Genomic DNA, 23,431 nt, shown 5'->3' on the forward strand with positions numbered 1-23,431 from the left:
CTTTCAAGCAGAGGCAGCCTGCTTCTCAGCTGATTTTTTGTGGTCACGCATTTTTCCAATGCTTTCAACCTTGCGTTGTTTCTCGTGCAGGAAGCTCAGCACTTCATGGCGATAGTGGTTGTAGGTAGGGTCGTCGGCCAGTGCAAGGCGGTCGCGGGGGCGGGGCAGCTCGATATCGAGAATTTGCCCAATGGTGGCAGATGGTCCGTTGGTCATCATGACAATGCGATCGGACAACAACACGGCTTCGTCCACGTCGTGCGTAATCATGACCACCGTATTTTTCAATTCACTTTGAATACGCATGACTTCATCCTGAAGGTGGGCGCGCGTCAACGCATCCAGTGCACCGAAAGGTTCATCCAGCAACAACACCTTGGGTTCCATGGCCAGGGCCCGTGCAATACCCACACGCTGTTTCATGCCGCCTGAAATTTCGGAGGGCAGGCGATCTAGTGCGTGGCTCATGTTCACCATGTCAAGGTTGTGCAAGATCCATTCGCGTTGTTCTTTGCGGGTTTTTTTGCCACTGAAAATTTTCTCAACAGCAAGCTCTACGTTCTGGTACACGGTTAGCCAAGGCAGCAGAGAATGGTTTTGAAACACAAGTGCGCGGTCAGGACCGGGCGAATTCACTTCCTTGTTGTCAACTATCACCACACCTTCGCTTGCGGTCAGCAAACCAGCAATGATGTTGAGCACTGTGGATTTGCCACAACCCGAGTGACCAATCAGCGAAATGTATTCGCCACGGCGCACTTCCAGGTTGATGTCTTTCAGCACCGGGTTCACCATGCCATTGCGTTCGAATTGCATTTGAACTTGAGAAATACTTAAGAAACGATCGCTCATTTTGTTACTCCGCGAGTAATTTTGTTGCCAACCCACGCTATGCATCGATCCAGAATAAAGCCGACAATGCCCACGTAGACCAGTGCCAATACAATGTCGCTGATTAGCGAGCTGTTCCAGGCATCCCAGATGAAAAAGCCAATGCCCACGCCACCAATCAACATTTCAGCCGCCACAATGGCCAGCCAGCTAAGGCCTACTCCGATACGTAAACCCGAAAAAATATAAGGTGCAGCAGCGGGCAACATAATTTTCCAGAAGTACTCCACGCCGTTGTGTTGAATGACTCGCGACACGTTTCGGTAGTCTTCGGGAATATTGCGAATACCGACAGAAGTGTTGATGATGATGGGCCAAATGGCTGTGATGAAAATCACGAAAATTGCAGATGGGTTTCCATCCTGAAAGCCAGCCAGTGACAAAGGCAACCAGGCCAGTGGTGGCACGGTACGAAGCACTTGAAAAAGTGGGTCCAAACCACGCAGCGCCCAGGTGGACTGACCCACCAGTACACCCAAGGCAACACCCACCACCACCGCAAGGCTGTAACCGATGGCCACGCGTTCAAGGCTGGCCAGTATTTGCCAGCCCATGCCCACGTCGTTGCCGCCGTTGTCGTAAAGCGGGTTGATGATCAATTCCCACGTGTCAGTGATCACCTTGCTGGGTGCGGGCAGGCGGGCACCTTCGGTGCTGCACAGTATTTCCCAGATCAAAAGCAGAATACTCATGATCACGATGGGCGGCACCAGTTTGCCCAGGCTTTCTTTGAATAGCTTGCTTTTCGCCTTTGGAGTGGTTTGCAAGCGTTCGAGAGAGTCAGTGGTCATCATGATTTCATCGCCTTAATGGTCAAGCTGTCGAGATAGGCTTTCGGGTTCTTTGGGTCGAACACTTTGCCATCGAACATTTTTTCCACACCGCGTGATGTGCTGGCAGGAATGGCCGACTTGTCGATTTTCAAAGTGGCAGCGGCTTCGCGCCAGATGTCTTCGCGGTTCACCTGCTTGATCAAGCTGCCTGTGTCGAGTTTTGTGGGCAGGTAACCCCAGCGCTGGTTTTCTGTAATGAACCAAAGGTCGTGGCTTTGGAACGGGTAGGAAGCCTGGTCTTTCCAGTAGCGCATTTGTTGTGGGCTGTTGGTGACCACGCGCCCTGTGCCGTAGTCGAAATCGCCCTTCATGCGGTCGACAATGTCGCCCATTGGCGCATTGATCCACCTGCGCTGTGAACAGATTCGTGCCACTTCCTCGCGATTGGCTGGGTCTTCGCAGAACATTTGTGCTTCCATCACTGCCATCACCAGTGCTTTGGCAGAATTGGGGTTGGCATCCACCCAGTCTTTGCGCATGCCCAGGGCTTTCTCTGGGTGGTTTTGCCACAACTCACTTGTAGTTAGTGCGGTGTATCCAATTTTTTGTGTAATCAGTTGTTTGTTCCAAGGCTCGCACACGCAGAAAGTGTCCATGCTGCCCACCTTCATGTTGGCCACCATTTGTGCGGGCGGCACCACGATGGTCGATAGATCGTTGTTGGGGTCAATACCACCTGCGGCCATCCAGTAACGAATCCACAAATCGTGCGTTCCACCAGGGAAGGTCATCGCAGCGCTCACTGCTTTGCCGCCGCCTTTTTTGGCCATCAGGGCTTTTTTGAATTCGCGGGTGTCAGTGCCTACTTTCAAGGCTTTGTACTCCTCGCCAACTGAAATGCACTGTCCGCCCAGGTTCAGGCGGGCAAGAATGTACATGGGAGTGGGAATGTTGTTGGCGGTCATGGCGCCCGTACTGATCAGGTAAGGCATGGGGGTCAAGATGTGCGCACCGTCGATGCCGCCGTTCGCAGAGCCAAGTACAAGGTTGTCCCGTGTGGTGCCCCAGGATGATTGTTTGAGCACTTCGACATCGGGCATGCCATGCTTTTTGAAGAAGCCTTTTTCAATACCGACAAACAAGGGGGCCGCATCGGTTAAAGCGATGAAGCCCAGTTTTGCTTTGGTCGTTTCCAGTTTTGTTGATTGGGCCATCACGATGGAGGGTGCGCCAAAACCCGCCAGCATGGTCGATCCCCACACTGCGGCCGACTGCTTGATAAAAGTGCGGCGTGTTTCCGACAGTTCGGGTTTTTTGTCAGTTGGTTTATTGCTCATCGTGTGCGTCCTTGAAAAATCAACTCAAGAAAAAACGGCGCACATCGCCACACCTGCCCAGCAAGTTTGGGATGGACGCCGTTGTCCAGTACTTCTTTATTGCATTGCCTGAAAGCATCTGACCCTATCCTTCGTTGGCATAGGTCTTACAGCACACTTAGCAGTTTGTGTGCCATGCAAAAAAGAAGTGCACAGTTGTGAAATTGAGTTAAAACAGTGCTGAAAAGAACACTATTTTTGGTGCACAGAGCGAGTTTGGTGCGGCGCACCAAATAAATCAGTGCGCCAGATTTGATGGAATTGGTGCATGCACCGGATTGATGTACGCGTTTCAGTGCTTATTTTTGAAGTGCGCGAATTCCGACCCACGCGAAAAAGAGCCCATAAGCCAAATCGATGATGCCGTAGCCGGAATAAAACAAGGCAAGCAGGGGAGTTTTTTCCTGAATGATTGGCAGCATGTCGGATTTGCTGCTGATCCAGATTACCCAGGTGTACACATAAATGGCTTTCTCGAAAGCAAATACGAAACAGATTGCCGGCAGTTGGTGAGCCTGTTTGGCAACCGCCAAATAAGCCAGACCCCAAACCATGACCATGAAAGTGCCGAATGGGGAAAAAACTTCGGGTGATAATTCATGAAAAGCCGAATTACTGAAAAACTCGCTGGCCGCAAGCATGCCAAATATATTGGTAAAGCCAGCGGCAATAAAGCCCAGAAAAATGAACCGGCTATTTGTAGTTTTGTTCAAAAGTTGTCTCCGTTTGTTGTTTTGAGTGTTTTTGGATACTACCCGAATACTATATACTTGCGCCCCATGGAGAAGTGCGAGAGCGGCTGAATCGGCCTGACTCGAAATCAGGTAAGGGGGCAACCTCTTCGAGGGTTCGAATCCCTCCTTCTCCGCCAAAAAACAAAAAGCCCCGTAAGGGGCTTTTTGTTGACTCTCGGCACGCAGGAGTGGCGTTGGGTGAGAAGCTTAGAAGCTCAAATTTACCCTCATCACCGCAGTGCTACCACTCACTTCATTGCCAACCACCAACAAGGGTTCACCTGTTGGGGAATCCTTGGCTGGAATGAATACCAATCCCTCTGGTCCCAGGTCGCCCACTGTTGGCAGCACCGCGGGGTCTGCGGGATCGTTGGTCCAGTCGTCGCGGGTGTTGTAATAGTCCACGCGCACGGGTGCCGAAGGATCGGTTACGTCATAAACCAGAATTCCGCCGATGCGTTCAAGACCAATGAACGCAAAAGTCTTGTCGCCGATCTTGCCTACAGCTACACCTTCGGGCTCAGGGCCTTTGGCGTCGCTTCGGCTGTCCAGTGCGTTGCCTTCGTCATGGCCTGAATTGAAAAAATCTTTGCAATTCAGATTACGGGTGCTGCCTACCTTGCAATCATCGCTGGCCAGGAAGCGTTCAATTTCAGAGCCTGAGTCGAATACGAGTACACCTTCTTCATTGAAAATCGAGAATGAACGCGCACCGAATGAATACAGTTTGTCGTACATCAGGCGATCGCCTGCAGGGTCTTCTACACCCGTGCTGTTAAATAGAATAGGCGCGCCATTGGCATCAGTGCGATAGCCCATGGTCCACGTGACGTTCAAGCGACCGAGTTGATCATCTGCTCGGCAGCCGTTCGGGTTTCCTGCTACGGCACCACAGTATCCAAACACCGTTGGGTTAAGCAAGCCGCCATTGGCCAAGTCGTCGAGTTGAGCTGGCAAGTCGTCATTCAATCGACCAGCCCAACCATTTCGGTTCACCAGGTGTTTCACCCGGAATTCTTCAACAAAGCCTTTGCTTGCATCACCGGCGAAGTAAGCTGGGTTGTCCTCACCCCAGGTGCGCGCATCGCCTTCGTTGGCTGTTATCAAATAGGTATTGCCGTCTGCAGCCGTGTAAGAGGCCATGGCATCGGGTAGGTACAAGCCAATCACACCTGCCCAGTTGCGAATGTTGATCGTGTCACCATCGGAGTCAGAGGCATCAAATTCATTTCCAACGGCACCGTGATCTTTTTCGCCCAAAGGGAATACGTTAGTCACGGTTGCTGTCGCAATGTCGATTTTTGCAATTGCATTGTTTTCTTGAAGGGTCACGAATGCCGTGGTGCCGTCAGCGGATACAGTGATGTATTCAGGTTCGAAATCTTGTGAGGCCGAAGCTCCAGGCCCATAGATTCGAATGCCTTGGGCACGCAAACTGGCCTCTTGCCCTGTGAATGCGCTAAAGCTGGCGGTTCGCACGATCGGGGCACGTGGGTCACGCACGTCAATTACGCTGATACTGCCTTCCGGGTCAATTTGGTAGTCGTCACTGGGTTCGCCCTCGTTGGCCGTGAGTACCGTATTACCGTCGGGTGTGAAGGTGATCATGTCGGGTTGCGCACCCACAGTGCGTGCGCTTAGCAACGTCAAATCACTGGCGCGATACAAAGCCATGCGACCCAGATTGGTTTTGATCGGTGCTTCAATGGCCACAGCCACAATTCCATTCGCGACTGCGACGCTGTTGACTACCGAGCCTGCAAGTACATCGTTGGTGTCTAGCGTGTCGATCAACGTGGGGTTTTCAGGATCAGACAAATCAAATACATCCACAGCACCTGCCAAAGCGTTGACCATAAACAGGCGTTTACTGGCTGGGTCATATGCTGGAATTTCAGCTGCGCTCTCATCGAACTGGTTGGTGGAAAATCCACCAATCTTTTCCAGAGTCACGCTGGCTGGCGTTACCTCGGAAGGAGTTGTGGTGTTGTTGGCCGAGCTTTCGCCATTACCGCCACATGCAGCGAGGGTAGCTGCTGCAATCACACTGAGTGTGAATAATTGAATTTTGGTCTTGTTCATGAAAATAGGCTCGTATCGCTATAAAACGATCGAGCCTATTGTTCAAAGATGAAATCTTGATGACAAATATTAAGTGCGATGCGTATTAGCTTGGCAATCCATCGGTTGGCAATCCGGGTAAACCGCCCAATTCGCCACCCAGTGCATCGGCACCGGATGAAATACCACTGCTGAGCGTGCCCAACAAATCGCCTTCGGGAACTTCTGGCAAACCAGAACCGCCACCGCCTTCCAAGGCATTTTGAAGGGTATCGGCGCCACCCAGAATGCCATCGACCAAGTCTGCCAGGCCACTTTCAACTTCGGCGGGCAGGGCGGGGCTGGAGTCTCCCAAACCGTCGACATTCGGAACTTCGGTTGTCACTTGGCTCAACACGCCATCCAGTACGTTGTCGATTTCAACGGCAGCATCCCTCAAACCCTGTAGCAATTGATCGTAGGGTTCGACCTGTTCGCTGATGGGTTGGGTAATACCATCTGCCAAATCCACCACGCTGGTGACCAGTCCACCATCGGCAGGATCAACATTGGGCAAGGCAGAAATCAGGGTGTCCAGTCCAAGATCAGTGTTCACAGCATCAAGTAGAGGGCTGGTAATCGGGCTCAGGGGTTCACCCAAGGGTGTTTCATTCGCGCCCTCGACCAATTGTTGTACCAGGTCGGCTTGCGGTGTGCCTTCGCCCGTGGTGGCCACCAAGGCATCGTGCACGTTTTCCAACACGCCCAGGCCTGTTTGTTCCACAGCAACAGCAACGTTGTCAGGGGTGGTTTCAGGGTTGCTCTGGCTGTTTTGCACTGCATCCTGAATGGGCTGCAAAATGCTTTGTTCCAGGTTTTCCTGGGTCAGGTTTTCATTGGCAAATTCTTCAAGGCTTTGAGGGCTGTCTTGTGAGGAAAATTCGCCAGCACCCACACCGGCATTGTTGATGTTGCTGTCGCTGCCGGAGCCACTGCCAGAGTCCCCAGAACCACCTGCCAAAAACGCACCAGCCGCCACGGCGCCTGCACCAGCTACGCCACCACTGCCTGCGCCTAACAGGCCAGCACCAAACAAGCCGGCAACAGCCCCGCCTTCGGCAGCAGCAGAGTTCTCAGCCAGTTCGGTGGTGAATTCAAAACATTCACCGTCTTCCAGCACAACGATTTGCTGCTGGCCGTTGGGGCCTGGTTGTTCGCCCAATGTCAGCTTGCCGTTGGCGGTCATCACCCCGGCAGCGGGAATTTGACCGTCAGAACCGGGGAACTCCAGTGCCATACGCCCGTTAGCACCGGTGATTACTTCATCACCGGGTAGCAGGTAGTCACCAGCTTTCACGGCCACTGCTTCACCGTTGCGGCTCACGTTCACTTCGCCTTCTATGTTCTTGATCAATGCTTGGGGTGCGGCCATGGGTTTGCTCCTTGTTTGTTTGATTGGTATTTAACACACCTGTCAATTTTGCAAGGAGCGCAATTTTTTAATCCTCCAATTAGGGGGAGGGTTCTACCCTCTATTGGTGAATTTATAATTGACAATGTTCGTTGTCAGATATACATTCACGGAAGCAAAATTTTTCTGACAGAGGTCTTTGGCATGAGTGAATACACAGTCGTAATTATTGGCAGTGGCTTTGGTGGCCAGTGTGCAGCAATCAATTTGAAAAAGCGTGGCATTGAAGATTTCATCATGCTGGAGCGCCGCGACTTCATGGGCGGCACCTGGTGTCAGAACTCATATCCCGGCGCCGCGGTCGATGTTCAATCGCTGCTGTATTCCATCGAAAGCGAACCGTATGACTGGAGTCAAATGTTTGCAGAAGGGGAGGAGCTTCAGCAATACACCGAGCATGTAATTACCAAGCACGGTCTGCGTGAGAAAACCCGAACCAACAGCAATGTGCAGCGCACCGAGTGGCACGAGAACGAGCAGCGCTGGCGTGTGTACCTGCAGGGTGGCGATGTACTCAAGGCGCAGTTTGTGATCAATGCATCTGGCCCGCTGAGTACGCCTGTGATTCCAAATTTCAAAGGTCTCGACACATTCAAGGGAAAAACCTTTCACACCAATGCCTGGGATCAAAATTACGACCACTCTGGCAAACGCGTTGCCATTATTGGAAGTGGCGCCAGTGCTGCGCAGGTTATTCCGGCGATTGCACCCGAAGTAGGCCAGTTGCATGTGTTTCAGCGCTCGCCTCACTGGGTGTTGCCCCGCGCTGACAGGGTTTTCAAGCCCTGGCAACGTGCCTTGTTGAAAGTGGAGCCAATTAGAAAACTGGCGCGTGCTGCGATTTATTGGGGTTTGGAAAGCCGTGTAATTGCCTTTAAGTACTCCGACTTTGCCTTGAAACATATTGCGCAGCGTGAGGCTTTGCACCACATCAAAAAGCAGGTCAAAGACCCGGAATTGCGCAAAAAAGTGACGCCCGATTTCACCATAGGTTGCAAGCGGATTATTTTGAGCAACACGCTTTACCCGGCTTACTGCCGCCCCAACGTGAACCTGCACGACAAAACCGATGGAATTGCGGAAATCAATGAAACCGGTATCAAAACGCTGGGTGGTGCGCAAATTGACCTGGACTGCATTGTGTATTCCACGGGCTATGACGCTACCGACGGCGTTATCTCCTACCCAGTGGTGGGCAAGGGTGGCACCCAACTGGCTGATGTGTGGAATGAATTTCCGCGCGCTTACCTGGGAACTACTGTGCCGCAGTTTCCGAACCTGTTTATCGTGACCGGCCCAAACACCGGTATTGGGCATACCAGCGCGATTTTCGTGATTGAAGCGCAGATGCATTACATCATGCGTGCCATTGCGGAGGTGAAGGCCAAAAAAGCCGTGGCCATCGAGGTAAAGCCCCAGGCTGAAGAACGTTACACCACCCATATTCACAGCGAAATGGAAAAAACCGTGTGGAAGCGCGGCGGTTGTACCAGTTGGTACAAAAGCAAAAGCGGCCATGTGGTGGCCATGTTTCCGGGCTTTAGTTACACCTACCTGCGAATGGCCAGGAATTTCAAAATGAACGACCACGTGTTGCAGGCTCCTTTGCCACAGCAAAAGCCGCAGCATTTCAATGAATCCGAATTGAGCACTGAAGGAGCTGCAGCATGAAAAATTTCAAAGACAAAGTGGTGGTGATCACAGGTGCTGGTTCTGGCATGGGGCGCTCTTATGCGTTGATGTTCGCCAATGTGGGCAGCAAAATTGCATTGTGTGACTACGATGAAAAAGGCTTGAAAGAAACTGAAAAACTGGTAATGCAAGCGAGCAATGTGCAGGTGTATGCCGAGACACTGGATGTGTCTGACAAGGCCGGGGTGTACGCCTTTGCCCAAGCGGTGAAAGCCGCTTTGGGTAATGCGCACGTGATCATCAACAACGCTGGCGTAACCGGTGAAGGTCGCCCGGTGTGGGCTTTGAGTGATGACAGTTATGAACGTGTGATGGGCATCAACTTTTGGGGTGTGGTGCATGGTACGCGCGCATTCTTGCCGCAACTGTTGGACAACGGCGAAGGCGCCGTGGTGAATGTGTCGAGCATTTTTGGTTTGGTGGGTACGCCCAGTAATTCAGATTATTGCGCCAGCAAATTTGCAGTACGCGGCTTTACCGAATCGCTGATGGTTGAGCTTTCAAACAGCAAGGTGCAGGTGCATTTGGTGCATCCAGGTGGAATTAACACCAACATTGCCAGCAAGCCCGAGCACGAAAAGTTTGCCAAAAAATTTCTGACCACACCGCCCGATGAAGTTTGCGAGTACGTGTTGAAGTGCATCAAGAAAAACGAACCGCGCATTGTGTACGGCAACAACGCCGCGCGCGTGTGGTTGGGTTCACGACTGATACCGTTCAAGCGCATGCGCCACATTCTTTGGCAACAAATGGGACGCACGCTGAACGCGGAAGATTACAAAGGCATACAGATCAAGTAAGCCTTGCCATGTTTACACCACCAGGTAACCGCCATCTACATTGATGCAGGAACCGGTGGTGTAGCTGGAAGCCTCGGAAGCCAAATACAACACCGTGCCAGCCATTTCACTGGGCTGTGCAACGCGGTTCATGGGCACATGTTGCAACAACGCACTGCGTATTGCATCGTTGTGCACCAGCGCCGAGGCAAACTTCGTGTCGGTAGCGCCGGGCAGCAGTGCATTCACACGCACCTTCATGGGGGCACATTCCTTGGCAAAGGCCTTGGTCATTGAAATGACGGCTGCTTTCGTGATTGAGTAGATACCTTGGTACAAGCCGGGAATCACGCCGTTGACCGATGCCACATTGATAATGCTGCCGCCGCCGTTCTTGGCCATCAACTTGCAGCCGTGGCTGCTCATGTAAAAATAGCCCCGAATGTTCACATCGCAGGTTTTTTGAAAGGCCGCCAAATCGGTGTCGTAGATTGGTCCAAAGTGAGGGTTGGTTGCGCCGTTGTTCACCAGAATATCCAGCTTTCCAAACTTGGCTTCAATTTGTTGGTACAGCGCCTCAATTTGTTCCATCTCGCCCAAATGGCAAGCCATGGGCACTGCATTCAGCCCATCTGCTTGAAATTGCGCGGCAATTTGTTCGCATGCTTCTTGTTTTCTGCTTGAAATAATCACGGTGGCACCCTTGGAGGCCAGCAATTCCGCACAGGCCAAGCCTATTCCGCGGGTTGCACCCGTGACCAAAGCCACCTTATCTTGTAAATTGAACAAATCAGTTGTTGTTTTCACATCGTCTCCTTACAGGCATTTTCTAATTGTTTTTCATCTGAAAAGGTAACATCGCATGGGCTCGGAATTTGAGCAAGACGGCAAACATGTTTTTGTATACGGGTCATTGATGTATTTGCCCGTGTGGGGGCAAGTGGTGAAGGGTGTTTACCCTTGTTTGAATGCGGTCGCCCAAGGCTATCAACGCCACGCTGTGCCTGGCGAAACCTACCCGGCCATGATCGAAAACGCCGACGCGCAAGTGCAAGGTTTGGTGTGGCTCAATTTGCGGCCCGATGACGTGAAGTGTCTGGATGCTTTTGAAGGCCCCGAGTATGAGCGCCGTGAAATTGAAGTGCTGCTGAACACCAGTGGTGACACCATGAAAGCCGAGGCTTACATTTGGCTAAACGCGTCGGTATTAACAGCTGACCTTTGGAGCATAAGCCGTTTTGAAGCCGAAGGCATGCAGGCATTCTTGAATAAACACGTGGGCAACTGGAACAACACCGGGCAAAGAAAGTAACAACAAGAAAGGAGACAAACCCATGGGTTTTATCTTGGCACTGGACCAAGGCACCACCAGCTCGCGCGCCATTGTGTTCAATTCACGGGCGCAAGTGGTGGCCAGCTGTCAGCAGGAATTTGAGCAAATTTTTCCGAAAGCCGGCTGGGTTGAACACCGGCCTGAAGACATTTGGAACACGCAGTTGGCCTGTGCACGCAGCGCAATTGAAAAGGCCGGGTTAACGCCTTCTGAAATTGCCGGCATTGGTATTACCAACCAGCGTGAAACCACTGTGGTGTGGAATCGCAAAACAGGCAAGCCGGTTTACAACGCGATTGTTTGGCAAGACCGCCGCACAGCCGCCTATTGCGACAAGCTGCGAGAGCAGGGCAAAGCTGCATTGATTCGCCGAGTCACCGGGCTTGAACTGGATTCGTATTTTTCCGCAACAAAAGTGAACTGGATTCTGAACAATGTGGAAGGTGCGCGTGCGCAGGCTGAATCAGGTGAGCTGGCATTCGGCACCGTAGACAGCTGGCTGATCTGGAATCTTACAGGTGGTGCAGTTCATGCAAGCGATGTAAGCAATGCATCTCGCAGCATGGTGTTGAATATTGAAACATTGAAATGGGATGTCGAACTTCTTGAGTTGTTTGGTATTCCTGAAAGCATGTTGCCGCAGGTGTGTGAGTCCAGTGGTGAAATTGCACGCTGCGATTCGTCTGTGCTGGGTGCTGCCATTCCAATTGCAGGTGTTGCGGGCGACCAGCAAGCTGCCACCTTCGGGCAAACTGCATTCAAAGCGGGTGAGGCGAAAAATACTTACGGCACGGGTTGCTTCATGTTGATGAACACGGGCAGCGAAGTAGTTGAAAGCCACAACCGTTTATTGACCACCGTGGGTTGGCAAGTCAATGGCAAAACAAGTTACATGCTGGAAGGCAGTGTGTTCATGGGCGGGGCAGTGGTGCAATGGCTGCGCGACGGTTTGGGCATTATTGAAAAGTCAGCCGATGTGCAGGCATTGGCCGCCAGCGTGCCCAGCACCGATGGTGTGTGTTTGGTCCCCGCATTTGCGGGTCTTGGCGCACCCCACTGGGACCCGTATGCTCGGGGCACTTTGGTGGGTATGACGCGGGGCACCAGCAAGGCACACATTGCGCGCGCAGCCTTGGAAAGCATCGCACTGCAAACAGTCGATTTGGTGCAGGCCATGCAACGTGACGGTGCCAAGCCGCTAAGTGAATTAAGGGTAGATGGCGGTGCATCCAACAATGATCTGCTGATGCAGATTCAGGCTGATTTATTGGGCGTGCCAGTGGTGCGCCCCACAGTGACCGAAACCACCGCATTGGGCGCGGCCTACCTGGCTGGCTTGGCCGTTGGTGTGTTTGATACGGAGAAAAGCCTGCTTGCCAATTGGCAGGTGGATGCGCGTTTCGAACCCAAAATGAGTATTGATGAACGGGGTGCCTTGCTTGACCGCTGGCACCGCGCGGTAGAACGTTCCAAAGGATGGGCAGATGCTTAGTCGTAAAAAGCACCTTGATACTTTAACAATCAAGGCACAAGAGCAATATGAATGGGACGTTATCGTGATTGGCGGTGGTGCCACTGGCTTGGGCAGTGCGGTAGATGCTGCAAGCCGTGGCCTGAAGGTGTTGCTGCTTGAAGGACACGACTTTGCCAAGGGCACCAGTTCACGCGCTACCAAGCTTGCGCATGGTGGTGTGCGTTATTTGGCTCAGGGCAATTTCAGCCTGGTCAAAGAGGCGCTTGAGGAACGTGGACGCATGTTGGTGAATGCGCCGAACCTGGTCAAACCTTTGGCGTTTGTCATTCCTGTGCGCAATGTGTTCCAGAAGCTGTTTTACTGGATCGGCCTGAAAATGTACGACATGCTGGCGGGCAAGCTCGGTGTTGGGCCGACCACCATGATGAAGAAAAATGAGGTGTTGCGCGCTGTACCCACCATTTCGCAACACAAACTGCATGGCGGTGTGCGTTACTTTGACGCGCAATTTGACGACGCACGTTTGGCGATTGCCTTGATGAAAACCTTGCACAAGCTGGGTGGAATGGCGATCAATTACATGCCGGTAACCGGGTTTGTAAAAAACGCAGAGAAAATAAATGGCGTGCAAGCCCGCGATGAATTCAGTGGCGAAACGCTGACTTTTAAAGCCAAGGCTGTGATCAATGCAACCGGGGTGTGGGTAGACGATATTCGCAAGCTGGACTCAGCCGACTCCAAGCCCATGCTCAGCCCCAGCCAGGGGGTGCATGTGGTGGTTGATCAGCATTTTTATCCGGCCAAGGAAGCATTGCTGGTGCCTAAAACCAGCGATGGCCGTGTGCTGTTTGTGGTGCCGTGGTTGGGTAAAACACTGATCGGTACCACAGACACGCCGCGCACTGACTCCCCTTGGGAACCCGATGCCTTGCCTGAAGAAGTGGATTTCATTCTGGAAACGGCAGGGAAATACCTGGCCAATGCCCCCACACGCGCCGATGTACGCAGCGTGTTTGTGGGATTGCGACCCTTGGTGAGTGCTGGTGGTGAAAAGCAAAATACCAAAAGCATTTCAAGGGAACACACTGTGATTACCGCAGCAAGCGGATTGGTGACGATTACCGGGGGCAAGTGGACTACCTACCGCAGCATGGCTGAAGAAGTGGTTGATTTGGTGTGTGAGCAGCATGGTTGGGCACATAAACCAACCCGCACCCGCAACATGCGCCTGGAGGATGATTTGCCCATGCGCAAACCTGGTTCGGCCATTCACGAGAATCTTGATTTGAATGAAGCGGAAATTGCGCAGGCCGTGCTGGAAGAAATGGCGGTAACCATTGAAGATGTGCTGGCACGCCGAAGCAGGGCGCTTTTTCTGGACAGCAATGCAGCCTTGGCATGCATGAACGAGGTTCGATTTGTGCTGCAAAACGAGCTGCGTTACAGCGATGAGGAACTGGATCGCCAGGAAGCCGAGTTTCGCAAGCTGGTTGCCCAATATGGCTTGAATTCGGTTTCTTGAAGTTTTTTGTAGAAAGTGGGGTTCGGTGCTTGCACCATGGCAATGTTTCATGCATAATCTCGCTTCTTCACTGCGGCTGTAGCTCAGCTGGATAGAGTACTTGGCTACGAACCAAGGGGTCGTGGGTTCGATTCCTGCCAGCCGCACCAGTTCAAGAAAAACCCCCGCTCAAAAGGCGGGGGTTTTTTGTTTTCTACCACCCGATTTTCACTTTTGAATTCCTTTAAGTTTCCTTGAATTAATTCGCACCGACTGTATTCTATATTTGTCATATGCGATTGGACATTTACCTAATTAGGTTTAATTTGTTTTAAATGATCAGTGGCCATTTGTTAACAATGTATAAAACCACTGAAAAATCAAAAATTTAGATTGACCATAATTCTTGTCAGATGACAGTATCCGTTTGCGAGTTTGTAGCGGTTCACGGAACAGCGTGTGTTGAGAATCCCCTACATAAAACTACAGAACAACGTAGGTGCTCCAACAGTTTCCATTCAACTTAGACAAACAAGGTAGATAATGAAAATCGTTAAAAATTCTTTGGTTACTGCAATCGCTCTGGTTACTTCTTCGGTTGCTTTTGCCCAGTCAACAACAAGCGCAAACTTCTCTGTTTCAACCTCTGTTCTTGCTTTTTGTAAAGTTAGCGCGAACAACATCGTAATCGCACCAATTACTGCGGGTAACACCACGGGCCCCAAGTCGAGCACAGGCGGTGTGAGCGTCAATTGCACCAACGCAACAACCTACACCTTGGGCGTTCCAGCATCTGTAACCTTGGGTTTGGCTGGCGGCGGTTTTGATATTCCTTCAACTTTGGCAGTTGCCGCACCCGCTGGCACAGGCGCTGGTTTTGGCGCAGGTACCGCTCAATCACACACAGTGACTGCGACCATTCAGGAAGCCGCCTATGAAAATGCACGCGCTGGTAGTTACTCTGCCACCACCACAGTGACATTGACTTATTAATTCATTCAGGCACATTGTATTAATGCTTAGCACAGCCCCGGCCGAGCGCCGGGGTTTTGTTTTTTATTAATTACTTTCTGCCACAGGCCTATGAATATCTGGACAAAAATCTCTGCATTTATTCTGCTGTCAATCGCCAGTCTTGGTGCTCATGCGGGTAATTTCACTGTGTCTTCGGTGAATATTTCCATGCCCTCGCGCCAACCCACTTACGCGCTGACCATTACCAATGAATCCGCTGATGAACCACTGTCCATGCAGTTGGATACCTTTTTGTGGTCACAGAAAGACGGCCAGGAAATTTACGAAGCAAGCAAAGACATTTTGATTAGCCCCAGAGTATTCAACATCGCTCCCGCGGCCTCTCAAATTGTTCGAATCGCGCTTCGCAATCGCCAAGACTTTCCTGTGGAACAAACCTATCGCTTGTTCGTGAAGGAAATTCCCTCTGAAAAGCCACTGGAAGAGGGTGGCGTTCGCGTTGCTTTGCAAATGAATATACCCGTGCACATCGTGCCCTCCAAGGTGGAGAAAAAGCCGCTCGAGTTCAAGTACCTGAAGTTGCCAGACGGAAGCCTAGCCCTGAGCGCGCACAACCCGGGCAACGTGTATGTGAAAGCAGTCGAAGTAAAAATTATTGATACAGCAACAGGTTTACCACTGGAGTCTGCCCCGCCGGTAATACAAGTATTGTCGGGTGCAACCAAGGTTTACCCTTTGGCTGCGGCAGGCGCAAGTTCTCTACCAGGTAAAAACCTGAAGATTCAAGCAATAGGTGAAGGACTATTGATTGATAAAACAGTTTCCTTCGACAACTGATTCGGCATTGGTAATCAATGCCTTACTTCTTGCTTATTCTTGGTGCGCTGTTGTTTCAGATCAAGGCAGCAAATGGGCAAGAAGTTCCGGTGAACACGTCGGCCTTTCAAGAGTTTGTAGTACAGGTTCGAATCAACGGCACTGATCTGCCCGATCCCTCGGTTGTTTTGTTTGGTGTCACCAATGATCTGTATGCGCAAGAACAGGAACTCTCGGTGTGGCGAATCGACTCCAACGGTTTGCCAACAATTGAGTACGGTGGCGCCGTTTACTACAAAGTACCGATCGCTGACGGTACTACTTATGTGCTTGATGAGAAGAACCTTTTTCTGCAATTCAATGCTGCTGCAGAACGTTTTATTTCACGATCGATGAGTTACCAATCTGCCAGCAATCAAGGTACATTGACTTCGGGTTTTGGCGCCTACTTTAACTACGATTTGTCTAGCACCTCGATTGAAAGCCAGAATTTTACGTCTGCATTTCTGGAGCCTGCAGTGTTCACGCCTTATGGTGTGGGATCGAGCAACTTTTTTGTGTCTCAATCTCCCACCCAGTCTGGGGCGATACGCCTGAACTCCACTTGGGAAATGGATTTGCCCGATTCTGTGGCGTCGCTGCGCTTGGGTGATTCGATTTCTAAGGCAGCCCCCTGGAGTATCAGTAACCGTATTGGCGGCATTCAATACGCCACCAACTTCCGCACTCAGCCCTACTTGACATCCAGTCCTTTGAGGGCAGCCACGGGTATAGCGACAGCACCCTCTACTGTAGAAGTATTTGTGAACAACGTGCTTCAGTCGCGTCGGCAGGTTGCGCCGGGGCCATTCAATATTGACAATATTCCTTCCAGTACTGGTGTGGGCGACGTAAGGGTGGTGATTCGCGATGCCTCGGGCAGGGAACAAATTCTGAGTCAGTCGTTTTATCAAAGCCCGGGTTTGTTGCGCAACGGGCAGCATGACTTTTCATATGAACTAGGCCAACTTCGGCGCAACTTTGGGCGGGAAAGCAGCGACTACGGCGACTCACTCATCAGTGCAACACATCGCTATGGTTTTACGGATGATTTCACCGCAGGCTTTCATATGGAATCGAGCGAAAGTAGCCGTTTGGCAGGTGGTGGCATTGTGCAGGCATTGGCGGGTTTCGGTGCAGTTAACTTTGATCTGGCTGGCAGTCAGTCAGACCAAGGCTCTGGTAGTTTGACTATTGTGGGTTTTGAACGGCAGGCTCGCACTTCGGCCATTGGCGTTCAGTATCAGCAAGCGTCAGATAACTTTCGCCTGATTTCTGAATTTGGCCCACAACGCACCACATCACATGCCTTGAATTCGAGGTTTTCCTATGGTTTTGGTGAATTTGGCGCGGTGTCTTTCACCTATTCTTCGTCTGAGTTTGCTGGTATTCCAAATGAAACTTTTTCTACGGCTTACTTTTTGCAGTTGTTTGGAAAGTTGTCGGTTAGTTTGTCCTATACCCAATCTTTACTGGCCGATGGTCAACGCTCTTTTTTCTTAAGCGCTTTCTTGCCGTTGGATCAAACCCGCTCTACCTCGTATCAAGTCAGCAAGTCGGGCAACGACAAATTGTTTGCAAGTGCGCAATTTCGGAAAAGCCTCCCGCTTGGGCTGGGTACAGGCTATGGTCTGGAAGCGGGCCTGAATAACACATACCGTGCCGAAGTAGCCCGTAACTTCAACTACTCCACGGTGACTGCTTCAGCCAGTTCCCAGCAAGGGCAGAGCAGCCAAAGTGTAGGGGCTTCGGGTAGCGCAGTGTTCATGGACGGTGGTGTGTATTTGTCCCGGCGGCTGAATGACAGCTTTGGCGTTGTTCGGGTAAAGGGCTTTGAGGGTGTCACGGTGTTTGCCGAAAACCAGGCTGTGGGGCGAACCAATTCCTCGGGCTCTTTGGTAGTCCCGAATTTAAGGTCTTATGAGGACAACCGAATTTCAATTGAACAGGCAGATCTCCCCTTTGAAGTTGAAATTGGCGCAACTGAACTGGTGGGCGTGCCTTATTACCGAAGTGGAGTACTGCTTGATTTTCCTGTGCGGCTTGTGCGATCAGTCACTTTTGTTTTGAAGGATGCCGAGGGTAATGATGTGCCTTCCGGTGCACCCATATTCAAGCGAGGTGGGGCAAGTATCAACCTGGTGGTTGGTACTGAAGGTTTGGTTTATCTGGCAGATGCACCTGATGCTGCTGCCTACACCGCGAAATGGAAGGGCGGTGAATGTAATTTTGAGTTTGATTTAAACAAGGGCGTGCGTGAAAGCAGCTCACCAATTGACCTGGGAACATTGAAATGCGTGACCGTTCATTGAACAAATTTTTTTCAGCCATCTTGGCGTTAGCCGGGCTTGGACTACTGCCTGGCAAAGCCCATGCCGGTGATGTGAGCTCTTGTTCAGTCGGTAGCGGCACTTTGGCATTTGGGAATTATCAACCTTCCAACGGCAACCGCTCCACTGTGGGTAGTGTGCAAATGAGTTGTACCTGTCGCGGTCTCGGCACCACAACTGTGAGCGGCAGTACCTTTGTGGCATTGTCGGGCTCAGCCAGCAATGCAGCGCGAGCGCTGCAAAACCTGGATAGCACATTGACCTATGGTGTATATTCTGATGCGAATTACAGCAATGTGTACCCCAGTGTGGCTGGTTCCGCTGTGTTCTCATTCACAGGCAATTGTCCTCTTGGTTTGGGCAATTCACAGAAACCTCTTTCATTTACCACCCCACCCACTTTCACGCTGTATGGCCGAATTCTGGATGTTGGTACCAACTTGAATGCCAGCGCTGGTTTGTACACGGGTACCTTGACCTTGACGGTCAGCTATTGACGTGGCGAAGGAGAAAAAAATGGATTTGATTTACAAAGTATCAACCACTACCGTTATGCTGTTTGCGGTGCAAGGCATGTATGCGAATGCAGAAACCGCGATTGCGAATCCACGCGTTTCTGTTGAAATTGGTGCAACAACAACCGCATCCGCCGTCACTCAGCCTGCCATTGTGACCATTGTAAAATCGTCTACAGCCCCCGGCAATTCCAGCCGCAACAATGGCAATGGCCGCGGTCTTGCGATCAACTACACTTCAACCATTGTTGGTGGTTGCCAAGGGGCCACTTCAGAGGGCTGTTTTTCCATCAGAACCAACACGACACCGATTGTTTCTGTTCCCCTGAATTTCGTGAACAACCGACTCAGTATGTTGAAGGGCAGCAAAATTCATTATCTGGATGATCAAGTCAACAGCGTTTCGGTCAGTTTGTTTCAAGACAGCACACAAATCGGGAAATCGGTTAGCCTTTCGCCGGGTGGCGCAGGTGTAATTACATTCAACATGGACAATGTCGATCAATTATTGACACGTGAATTTAGAATTGTGTATCAACTCGATCTTAAACCCCAACCCGAAGATGGAACCTACACCGGAACATGGCCTATCATTCTGGGCACCATCAGTTTAATTAATCCCTAATGTTTCCAGTTCCCGTTTTAATTGTTTCTATATTCTTCATTGGCGCAGGCATTTTGCATTTTGTGCTGCTGGATTTTTTCGCCAGCATCGTGCCGCCCTATTTGACTAATCCAGATGCGCTGGTTCAGGTCAGCGGTGTTTTTGAAATTCTGGGTGGCATCGGCATTCTGGTTCAACGCACCCGCACCTGGGCTGCTTATGGGCTGATCGCGCTGTGTATTGCGGTATTGCCCGCGAACATTCACATGGCAATGAACCCTGATCAGTTTGCAGAAATCCCTGTGGTGCTTTTGTACTTGCGCTTGCCGCTACAAGCTCTGATTATCTGGTTTATTTGGCGAACCACCCGTGTCAGCGCACCTTGACGCGGTAGGCTGCCACTTTCCGCTCAATCCGGTGTGCCTGCGCATGCCGTTTCTTTAGCCAGACTATGACGCCAGTCACCGAGAGTACGGCAACCATCACACCAAGTACGCACACGAAAAGTCGATAAGGCAGTCCAAATACATTGGCCATGTGTAGCCCTTGCAGCCAGTTGCTCACCGTATTGCCAGCGGCATCGCCGCTTGGAAACGAGGCCCCAAGAAATGCGCCGCTTGATGCATCAATGACAATTTTCGTTTTGCCAGCACCCGGAGCAGCGTCGTATACATCCTCGCTGGTGTGCACCCGGTAAATATAAATATTGCGTTTGCGGTTCAGCAAAAGGCTGTTTTCGTGGTTGATCGTGAATCCCCGCTCAACTGACAAGCGATTCAGTTCGTATGCAGCTGCCGCATGGGCGGCACGCCAATCAAGTGTGCTTGCAGATTCGGTTTTTGGTCGGGCAAAATTGTTGTTCTCACTGAATTCGAACGCCAGCGACATCACCGGGTTGTAGACCTCTTGTCGCAAATTCAGCATGACGCTTGACCATGCAAAAACCAGCAGCATGAACCAAAGCCACAGGCCGATACAACGATGCAAATCCAGATTGATCCGGTATGCACCACTGTGCCATTTAATGAGCCAGGCCGGTTTCCAGCGTTTCAGGAATGGCCGCTGCGCGCGCTGAAAGCGGGGCAAGGTGAGAAACAGGCCGATGAAACAATCCAGCGTCCAGATCAGTGCAATTGCGCCGAATAACCACGCGCCCCAAGGCTCTGGCAAGGCCAGCGAGGAATGAAGGCGCCACAGAAACGGAATCAGGTTTTCCCAATGAATTTCGCCATTGGATATGAATTCACCCCATTGGCGCCGACCCAGTTCTTCGCCGGTGGCTGGATCAACAAACAATTGATCTGCGCTTAGTTTGAAAGGTTGCCCCGTGTCAGGGTTGATTCGCGGCGTTAGCCAAAACATGGCTGATTGACCTGGATGCGGTCCAAATACCACCTCACTCACATCGGCTTTCGGTTCCAGATCCTGAACGTGTTCACGCAGTTCGAAAGGATCAAGCGGGGCAGGGGAAGGTATGTCGGCTGAAGGGGTCGCGACAAACAGGTGTGGGTTGAGGAGCACTTCAAGATCATGCTCAAAAGCCAGCAGGCTGCCGGTTAAACCGGCAAGCAGCAAAAAGCCGGCTGTCATTAATCCTGCCCATCGGTGCAGTTTGGTGAAAGCCGGCCTAAGCACTGATTAGAAGCTGATTGAAAGAGACGCTACAACAGAACGCGGTGCACCGGGGTGCGCAATTGCAGTGGTGCTGGCACGTGCAATGTAGCGTTCATCGAACACGTTCTTCAGGTTCAAACCGGCCTTCATGTTTTTCCACTGGTACGAAGCGCCCAGGTCGAACACTGTGTAGTCATCAAGCTCAACAGTGGGGTCGAATTGGGTGGTGCTTTTTCCAACATATCGAACGCCGCCGCTTACGCCAAGCCCAGCCAGTGAACTGGCCTGCTCGAAATCATACTTCAACCAAACACGCGCCACGTGGGGAGCCACGCCGCCCAATTGATTACCAACATCCGAGGGGTCGCCTGCATTTTCAAGCACTTCGGTGTCGGTGTAAGCGTAGCTCGCAATCGCTTTCAACTGTCGGGTCAGGTTGCCGGTAAGATCGAATTCAATCCCGCGGCTGCGTTGCTTCACGCCAGGGAAATAGGCTTCTTGGCCCGTGGCATTGAAAAGATTTTCATCAAACACCGCAACGTTTTCCTTTTCAATTTCGAAAATTGAAACGGTGCTGAACAGGCGTTCATTCAAGAATGAACTTTTCAGGCCCACTTCAAATTGCATGCCGGTTTCTGGATCCAGTGGAACACCATTGACATCGACTGCGAACGCAAATTGTGGTCTGAAAGACTGGCTGGCACTGAAGTATGCAGAATGCCGGTTCGACAGCATGTACAGCACGCCACCACGCGCGGTAAACGCGCTGTCCTCGACGTTCGCTGAAGAAACGCCACCGGAACTGCCTTCCGTTTTCACGTCATCAAAACGACCACCCAACAGCAGCTTCAAGCGACCGTCTTCAAGCAGCGACATTTGATCCTGCACGTACATGCTTGTCCAGCTGGTGTTGCTCAAGTCAGGGGTTTTGGTCTGATTGGCAGGGGGATCGAAATTGATATTCGGGTTGTCTGAAATCGCGTAGTTCGGCGTATTGGTTCGGAACCGCAGGAAATCTGTTTCTTGCTTGATCAGTTCCAGGCCAATCAACGTGGTGTGGTCAACAGCGCCAGTGGAAAACTTTGCAGTACCGTCCAGCACGAACTGGATTTCGTCATCCGTTCGGTCTTCATTTTGATAGCGCATTCTTAATTCATCGCCTGAAACGCTGCGTGCACGCAGTGCTTCGTTTTTGTTTTCTGCGCGGTGAAACTGAAGCTGGTTGCGAATGCTCCAGACAGGGCTGATGGTGTGGGACAACTGATAACCGGCGTAGTAGTCTTCGTTGGTGCGTCCCGCCAGGTCGGGATCACCGAAAAACGCGCTGTCGGCCACCAAGGGCTTCCCGTCTTGTGAAAGGGGAATGCCGGTGTCATAAGGTTGTGTTTCTTTCACATAAGAAAAATCGAACAGCACTTCTGTTTTATCCGACAGCTTCCACAACAGGCTTGGCGCAATAGCCGTGCGTTCCAGTTCAATAAAGTCACGGAACGAATCACTGTTGGTGTACGCAAAATTCAGGCGATAAAGCAGACTGCCATCGGTGTTCACAGGCCCGGTCAGGTCGCCAGAGGAACGAAGGAAGTTGTAATCCCCCACCTGTTGCTCAAACACAAAGCCACGCTGCGCCTGTGGACGTTTGGTGACGTAATTGACCACGCCGCCAGGCTCGAGCGCACCGTACAAAATTGATGCGGGCCCCTTGAGCACTTCGACTCTTTCAACGTTGACCAGATCAACACTTCCCGCAATCGTGCTGCGAAGACCGTTGCGCAACAGGCTGGGTGACTCGAAACCACGAATGATGGGCAACACTTCGCTTTGTGCGTTCAGTGTATTGCCAGCCTGTTGAACACCGCTGATGTTCTCGTAAACGTCTTTCAGGTTGACAGCCTTCTGATCTTCGATAACTTCGCGTGGAACCACCTGAACGGAAGCAGGGGTCTCCATGATTGGCGTGTCGGTTTTCGTACCAGTTGCGCTGCGTTTGGCTGCATAGCCAACCACCGGGCTAGTGGCCGTTTCTACATCGAGTGTCGCCGTGACGCTTACCTCAGGCAAACGGGCGTCTTGTTGGGCGTGAACCGTGCCGGCAAATGAAGCACCAAGCATTGCGATTTGAATGGAAGCAGTCAGAACTTTCAGGCGCACTTTGGTCGAGTGCGCCTGAGTCATTGTGTTGTTTTTCATAGGGGGCTGATTGGCTGGAAGTTGATGGGTTAATGAAAATAAGTGCTGTTCTAAAAAATACACGAATATCAGCCGCAGTTTTTAGTGATTTTTGATAGTGTATTAAAAATAATAATGATTCGCAATAACTAATTATTTTATTAATGCCATTAACAATTCAAAGCAACTTACAAGTAGAAAATTGCGCATGAATGATGCAGATCCCTTCACAGGGGCAACAAAAGCGTTTCGCGCTGATTGTGGGGTAAAGTAGAACGAAGATTATGCTTCTCTGGGTTACACTT

Annotated in this window: 21 protein-coding genes and 2 tRNA genes; 13 read left to right on the top strand and 10 right to left on the bottom strand. The window is 51.3% G+C overall.

What is annotated here, in order from left to right:
- Positions 1-3: 3 nt before the first annotated feature.
- The 4 genes from ACVL1J_RS04365 to ACVL1J_RS04380 all read right to left on the bottom strand — a co-directional run bounded on the left by ACVL1J_RS04365 (position 4) and on the right by ACVL1J_RS04380 (position 3,753).
- The gene (locus tag ACVL1J_RS04365) at positions 4-852 is read right to left on the bottom strand and encodes an ABC transporter ATP-binding protein (protein ID WP_394672307.1); all 849 of its coding nucleotides are present in this window, start codon (positions 850-852) and stop codon (positions 4-6) included.
- The gene (ntrB, locus tag ACVL1J_RS04370; protein ID WP_394672308.1) at positions 849-1,685 is read right to left on the bottom strand and encodes a nitrate ABC transporter permease; all 837 of its coding nucleotides are present in this window, start codon (positions 1,683-1,685) and stop codon (positions 849-851) included. The genes ACVL1J_RS04365 and ntrB overlap by 4 nt, the downstream gene beginning before the upstream one ends.
- Positions 1,682-3,001 carry a CmpA/NrtA family ABC transporter substrate-binding protein gene (locus tag ACVL1J_RS04375; RefSeq protein ID WP_341237984.1) on the bottom strand — a complete coding sequence of 440 codons (1,320 nt, stop codon included), beginning with the start codon at positions 2,999-3,001 and terminating at the stop codon, positions 1,682-1,684. Before ACVL1J_RS04375 ends, ntrB begins: the two co-directional genes overlap by 4 nt.
- Before the next feature lie 338 nt (positions 3,002-3,339).
- On the bottom strand, positions 3,340-3,753 hold the full coding sequence (locus ACVL1J_RS04380) for a hypothetical protein (RefSeq protein ID WP_341237983.1): 414 nt from the start codon (positions 3,751-3,753) through the stop codon (positions 3,340-3,342).
- A 68-nt stretch (positions 3,754-3,821) separates the two neighbouring features.
- Here ACVL1J_RS04380 and ACVL1J_RS04385 point away from each other — a divergent pair.
- A tRNA-Ser gene (locus ACVL1J_RS04385) sits at positions 3,822-3,911 on the top strand.
- A 70-nt stretch (positions 3,912-3,981) separates the two neighbouring features.
- Here the strand turns inward: ACVL1J_RS04385 and ACVL1J_RS04390 are convergent.
- Together ACVL1J_RS04390 and ACVL1J_RS04395 are read right to left on the bottom strand one after the other, a co-directional pair.
- A complete protein-coding gene (locus ACVL1J_RS04390) occupies positions 3,982-5,856 on the bottom strand; it encodes a choice-of-anchor I family protein (protein WP_491665146.1) in 1,875 nt (624 codons plus the stop codon).
- Positions 5,857-5,941: 85 nt separating this feature from the next.
- The gene (locus ACVL1J_RS04395) at positions 5,942-7,246 is read right to left on the bottom strand and encodes a FecR family protein (RefSeq protein ID WP_341237981.1); all 1,305 of its coding nucleotides are present in this window, start codon (positions 7,244-7,246) and stop codon (positions 5,942-5,944) included.
- A gap of 183 nt (positions 7,247-7,429) precedes the next feature.
- Here ACVL1J_RS04395 and ACVL1J_RS04400 point away from each other — a divergent pair, with 183 nt between their 5' ends.
- Both ACVL1J_RS04400 and ACVL1J_RS04405 read left to right on the top strand, forming a co-directional pair.
- Positions 7,430-8,956: a flavin-containing monooxygenase gene (locus ACVL1J_RS04400; RefSeq protein WP_491665147.1), complete on the top strand. Its 1,527-nt coding sequence runs from the start codon at positions 7,430-7,432 to the stop codon at positions 8,954-8,956.
- On the top strand, positions 8,953-9,777 hold the full coding sequence (locus ACVL1J_RS04405) for an SDR family NAD(P)-dependent oxidoreductase (protein ID WP_491665148.1): 825 nt from the start codon (positions 8,953-8,955) through the stop codon (positions 9,775-9,777). The genes ACVL1J_RS04400 and ACVL1J_RS04405 overlap by 4 nt, the downstream gene beginning before the upstream one ends.
- Before the next feature lie 12 nt (positions 9,778-9,789).
- Here the strand turns inward: ACVL1J_RS04405 and ACVL1J_RS04410 are convergent, their stop codons facing one another.
- On the bottom strand, positions 9,790-10,563 hold the full coding sequence (locus ACVL1J_RS04410) for an SDR family oxidoreductase (RefSeq protein ID WP_159569915.1): 774 nt from the start codon (positions 10,561-10,563) through the stop codon (positions 9,790-9,792).
- A 55-nt stretch (positions 10,564-10,618) separates the two neighbouring features.
- Here ACVL1J_RS04410 and ACVL1J_RS04415 point away from each other — a divergent pair, with 55 nt between their 5' ends.
- The 4 genes from ACVL1J_RS04415 to ACVL1J_RS04430 all read left to right on the top strand — a co-directional run bounded on the left by ACVL1J_RS04415 (position 10,619) and on the right by ACVL1J_RS04430 (position 14,234).
- Positions 10,619-11,068 (top strand): gamma-glutamylcyclotransferase family protein, encoded by a 450-nt coding sequence (locus tag ACVL1J_RS04415; protein WP_341237978.1) that lies wholly within the window; start codon positions 10,619-10,621, stop codon positions 11,066-11,068.
- A 22-nt stretch (positions 11,069-11,090) separates the two neighbouring features.
- Positions 11,091-12,581, top strand: a complete 1,491-nt coding sequence (gene glpK, locus ACVL1J_RS04420; RefSeq protein ID WP_341237977.1) for a glycerol kinase GlpK — start codon at positions 11,091-11,093, stop codon at positions 12,579-12,581.
- Positions 12,574-14,085, top strand: coding sequence for a glycerol-3-phosphate dehydrogenase/oxidase (locus ACVL1J_RS04425; protein ID WP_341237976.1), 1,512 nt, complete (start codon positions 12,574-12,576; stop codon positions 14,083-14,085). The genes glpK and ACVL1J_RS04425 overlap by 8 nt, the downstream gene beginning before the upstream one ends.
- 72 nt (positions 14,086-14,157) lie before the next feature.
- Positions 14,158-14,234 (top strand) — tRNA-Arg (locus ACVL1J_RS04430).
- Between the two features lie 348 nt (positions 14,235-14,582).
- Here the strand turns inward: ACVL1J_RS04430 and ACVL1J_RS04435 are convergent.
- The gene (locus ACVL1J_RS04435) at positions 14,583-14,777 is read right to left on the bottom strand and encodes a hypothetical protein (RefSeq protein WP_341238230.1); all 195 of its coding nucleotides are present in this window, start codon (positions 14,775-14,777) and stop codon (positions 14,583-14,585) included.
- A gap of 28 nt (positions 14,778-14,805) precedes the next feature.
- On the opposite strand from ACVL1J_RS04435, the gene ACVL1J_RS04440 reads away from it, so the two are divergent.
- The 6 genes from ACVL1J_RS04440 (at position 14,806) to ACVL1J_RS04465 (ending at position 19,729) form a co-directional block, all read left to right on the top strand.
- Positions 14,806-15,057: a hypothetical protein gene (locus tag ACVL1J_RS04440; RefSeq protein WP_341238229.1), complete on the top strand. Its 252-nt coding sequence runs from the start codon at positions 14,806-14,808 to the stop codon at positions 15,055-15,057.
- A gap of 90 nt (positions 15,058-15,147) precedes the next feature.
- Entirely contained in the window at positions 15,148-15,876 is a 729-nt protein-coding gene (locus ACVL1J_RS04445) for a fimbrial biogenesis chaperone (RefSeq protein ID WP_341238228.1), read from the top strand.
- Between the two features lie 17 nt (positions 15,877-15,893).
- Entirely contained in the window at positions 15,894-18,206 is a 2,313-nt protein-coding gene (locus ACVL1J_RS04450) for a fimbria/pilus outer membrane usher protein (RefSeq protein ID WP_341238227.1), read from the top strand.
- Positions 18,188-18,721: a spore coat protein U domain-containing protein gene (locus ACVL1J_RS04455; protein WP_341238226.1), complete on the top strand. Its 534-nt coding sequence runs from the start codon at positions 18,188-18,190 to the stop codon at positions 18,719-18,721. Before ACVL1J_RS04450 ends, ACVL1J_RS04455 begins: the two co-directional genes overlap by 19 nt.
- Before the next feature lie 19 nt (positions 18,722-18,740).
- Positions 18,741-19,364 carry a hypothetical protein gene (locus tag ACVL1J_RS04460; RefSeq protein WP_341238225.1) on the top strand — a complete coding sequence of 208 codons (624 nt, stop codon included), beginning with the start codon at positions 18,741-18,743 and terminating at the stop codon, positions 19,362-19,364.
- On the top strand, positions 19,364-19,729 hold the full coding sequence (locus ACVL1J_RS04465; protein WP_491665149.1) for a DoxX family protein: 366 nt from the start codon (positions 19,364-19,366) through the stop codon (positions 19,727-19,729). Before ACVL1J_RS04460 ends, ACVL1J_RS04465 begins: the two co-directional genes overlap by 1 nt.
- Here the strand turns inward: ACVL1J_RS04465 and ACVL1J_RS04470 are convergent.
- Both ACVL1J_RS04470 and ACVL1J_RS04475 read right to left on the bottom strand, forming a co-directional pair.
- Positions 19,716-20,978, bottom strand: coding sequence for a PepSY-associated TM helix domain-containing protein (locus ACVL1J_RS04470; protein WP_491665150.1), 1,263 nt, complete (start codon positions 20,976-20,978; stop codon positions 19,716-19,718). The two genes, ACVL1J_RS04465 and ACVL1J_RS04470, sit on opposite strands and share 14 nt — an antisense overlap.
- Positions 20,979-20,981: 3 nt before the next feature.
- Entirely contained in the window at positions 20,982-23,147 is a 2,166-nt protein-coding gene (locus tag ACVL1J_RS04475; RefSeq protein WP_341237185.1) for a TonB-dependent siderophore receptor, read from the bottom strand.
- Positions 23,148-23,431 lie beyond the last annotated feature (284 nt).

The organism is Limnobacter sp. G6BE5S (assembly GCF_058448965.1).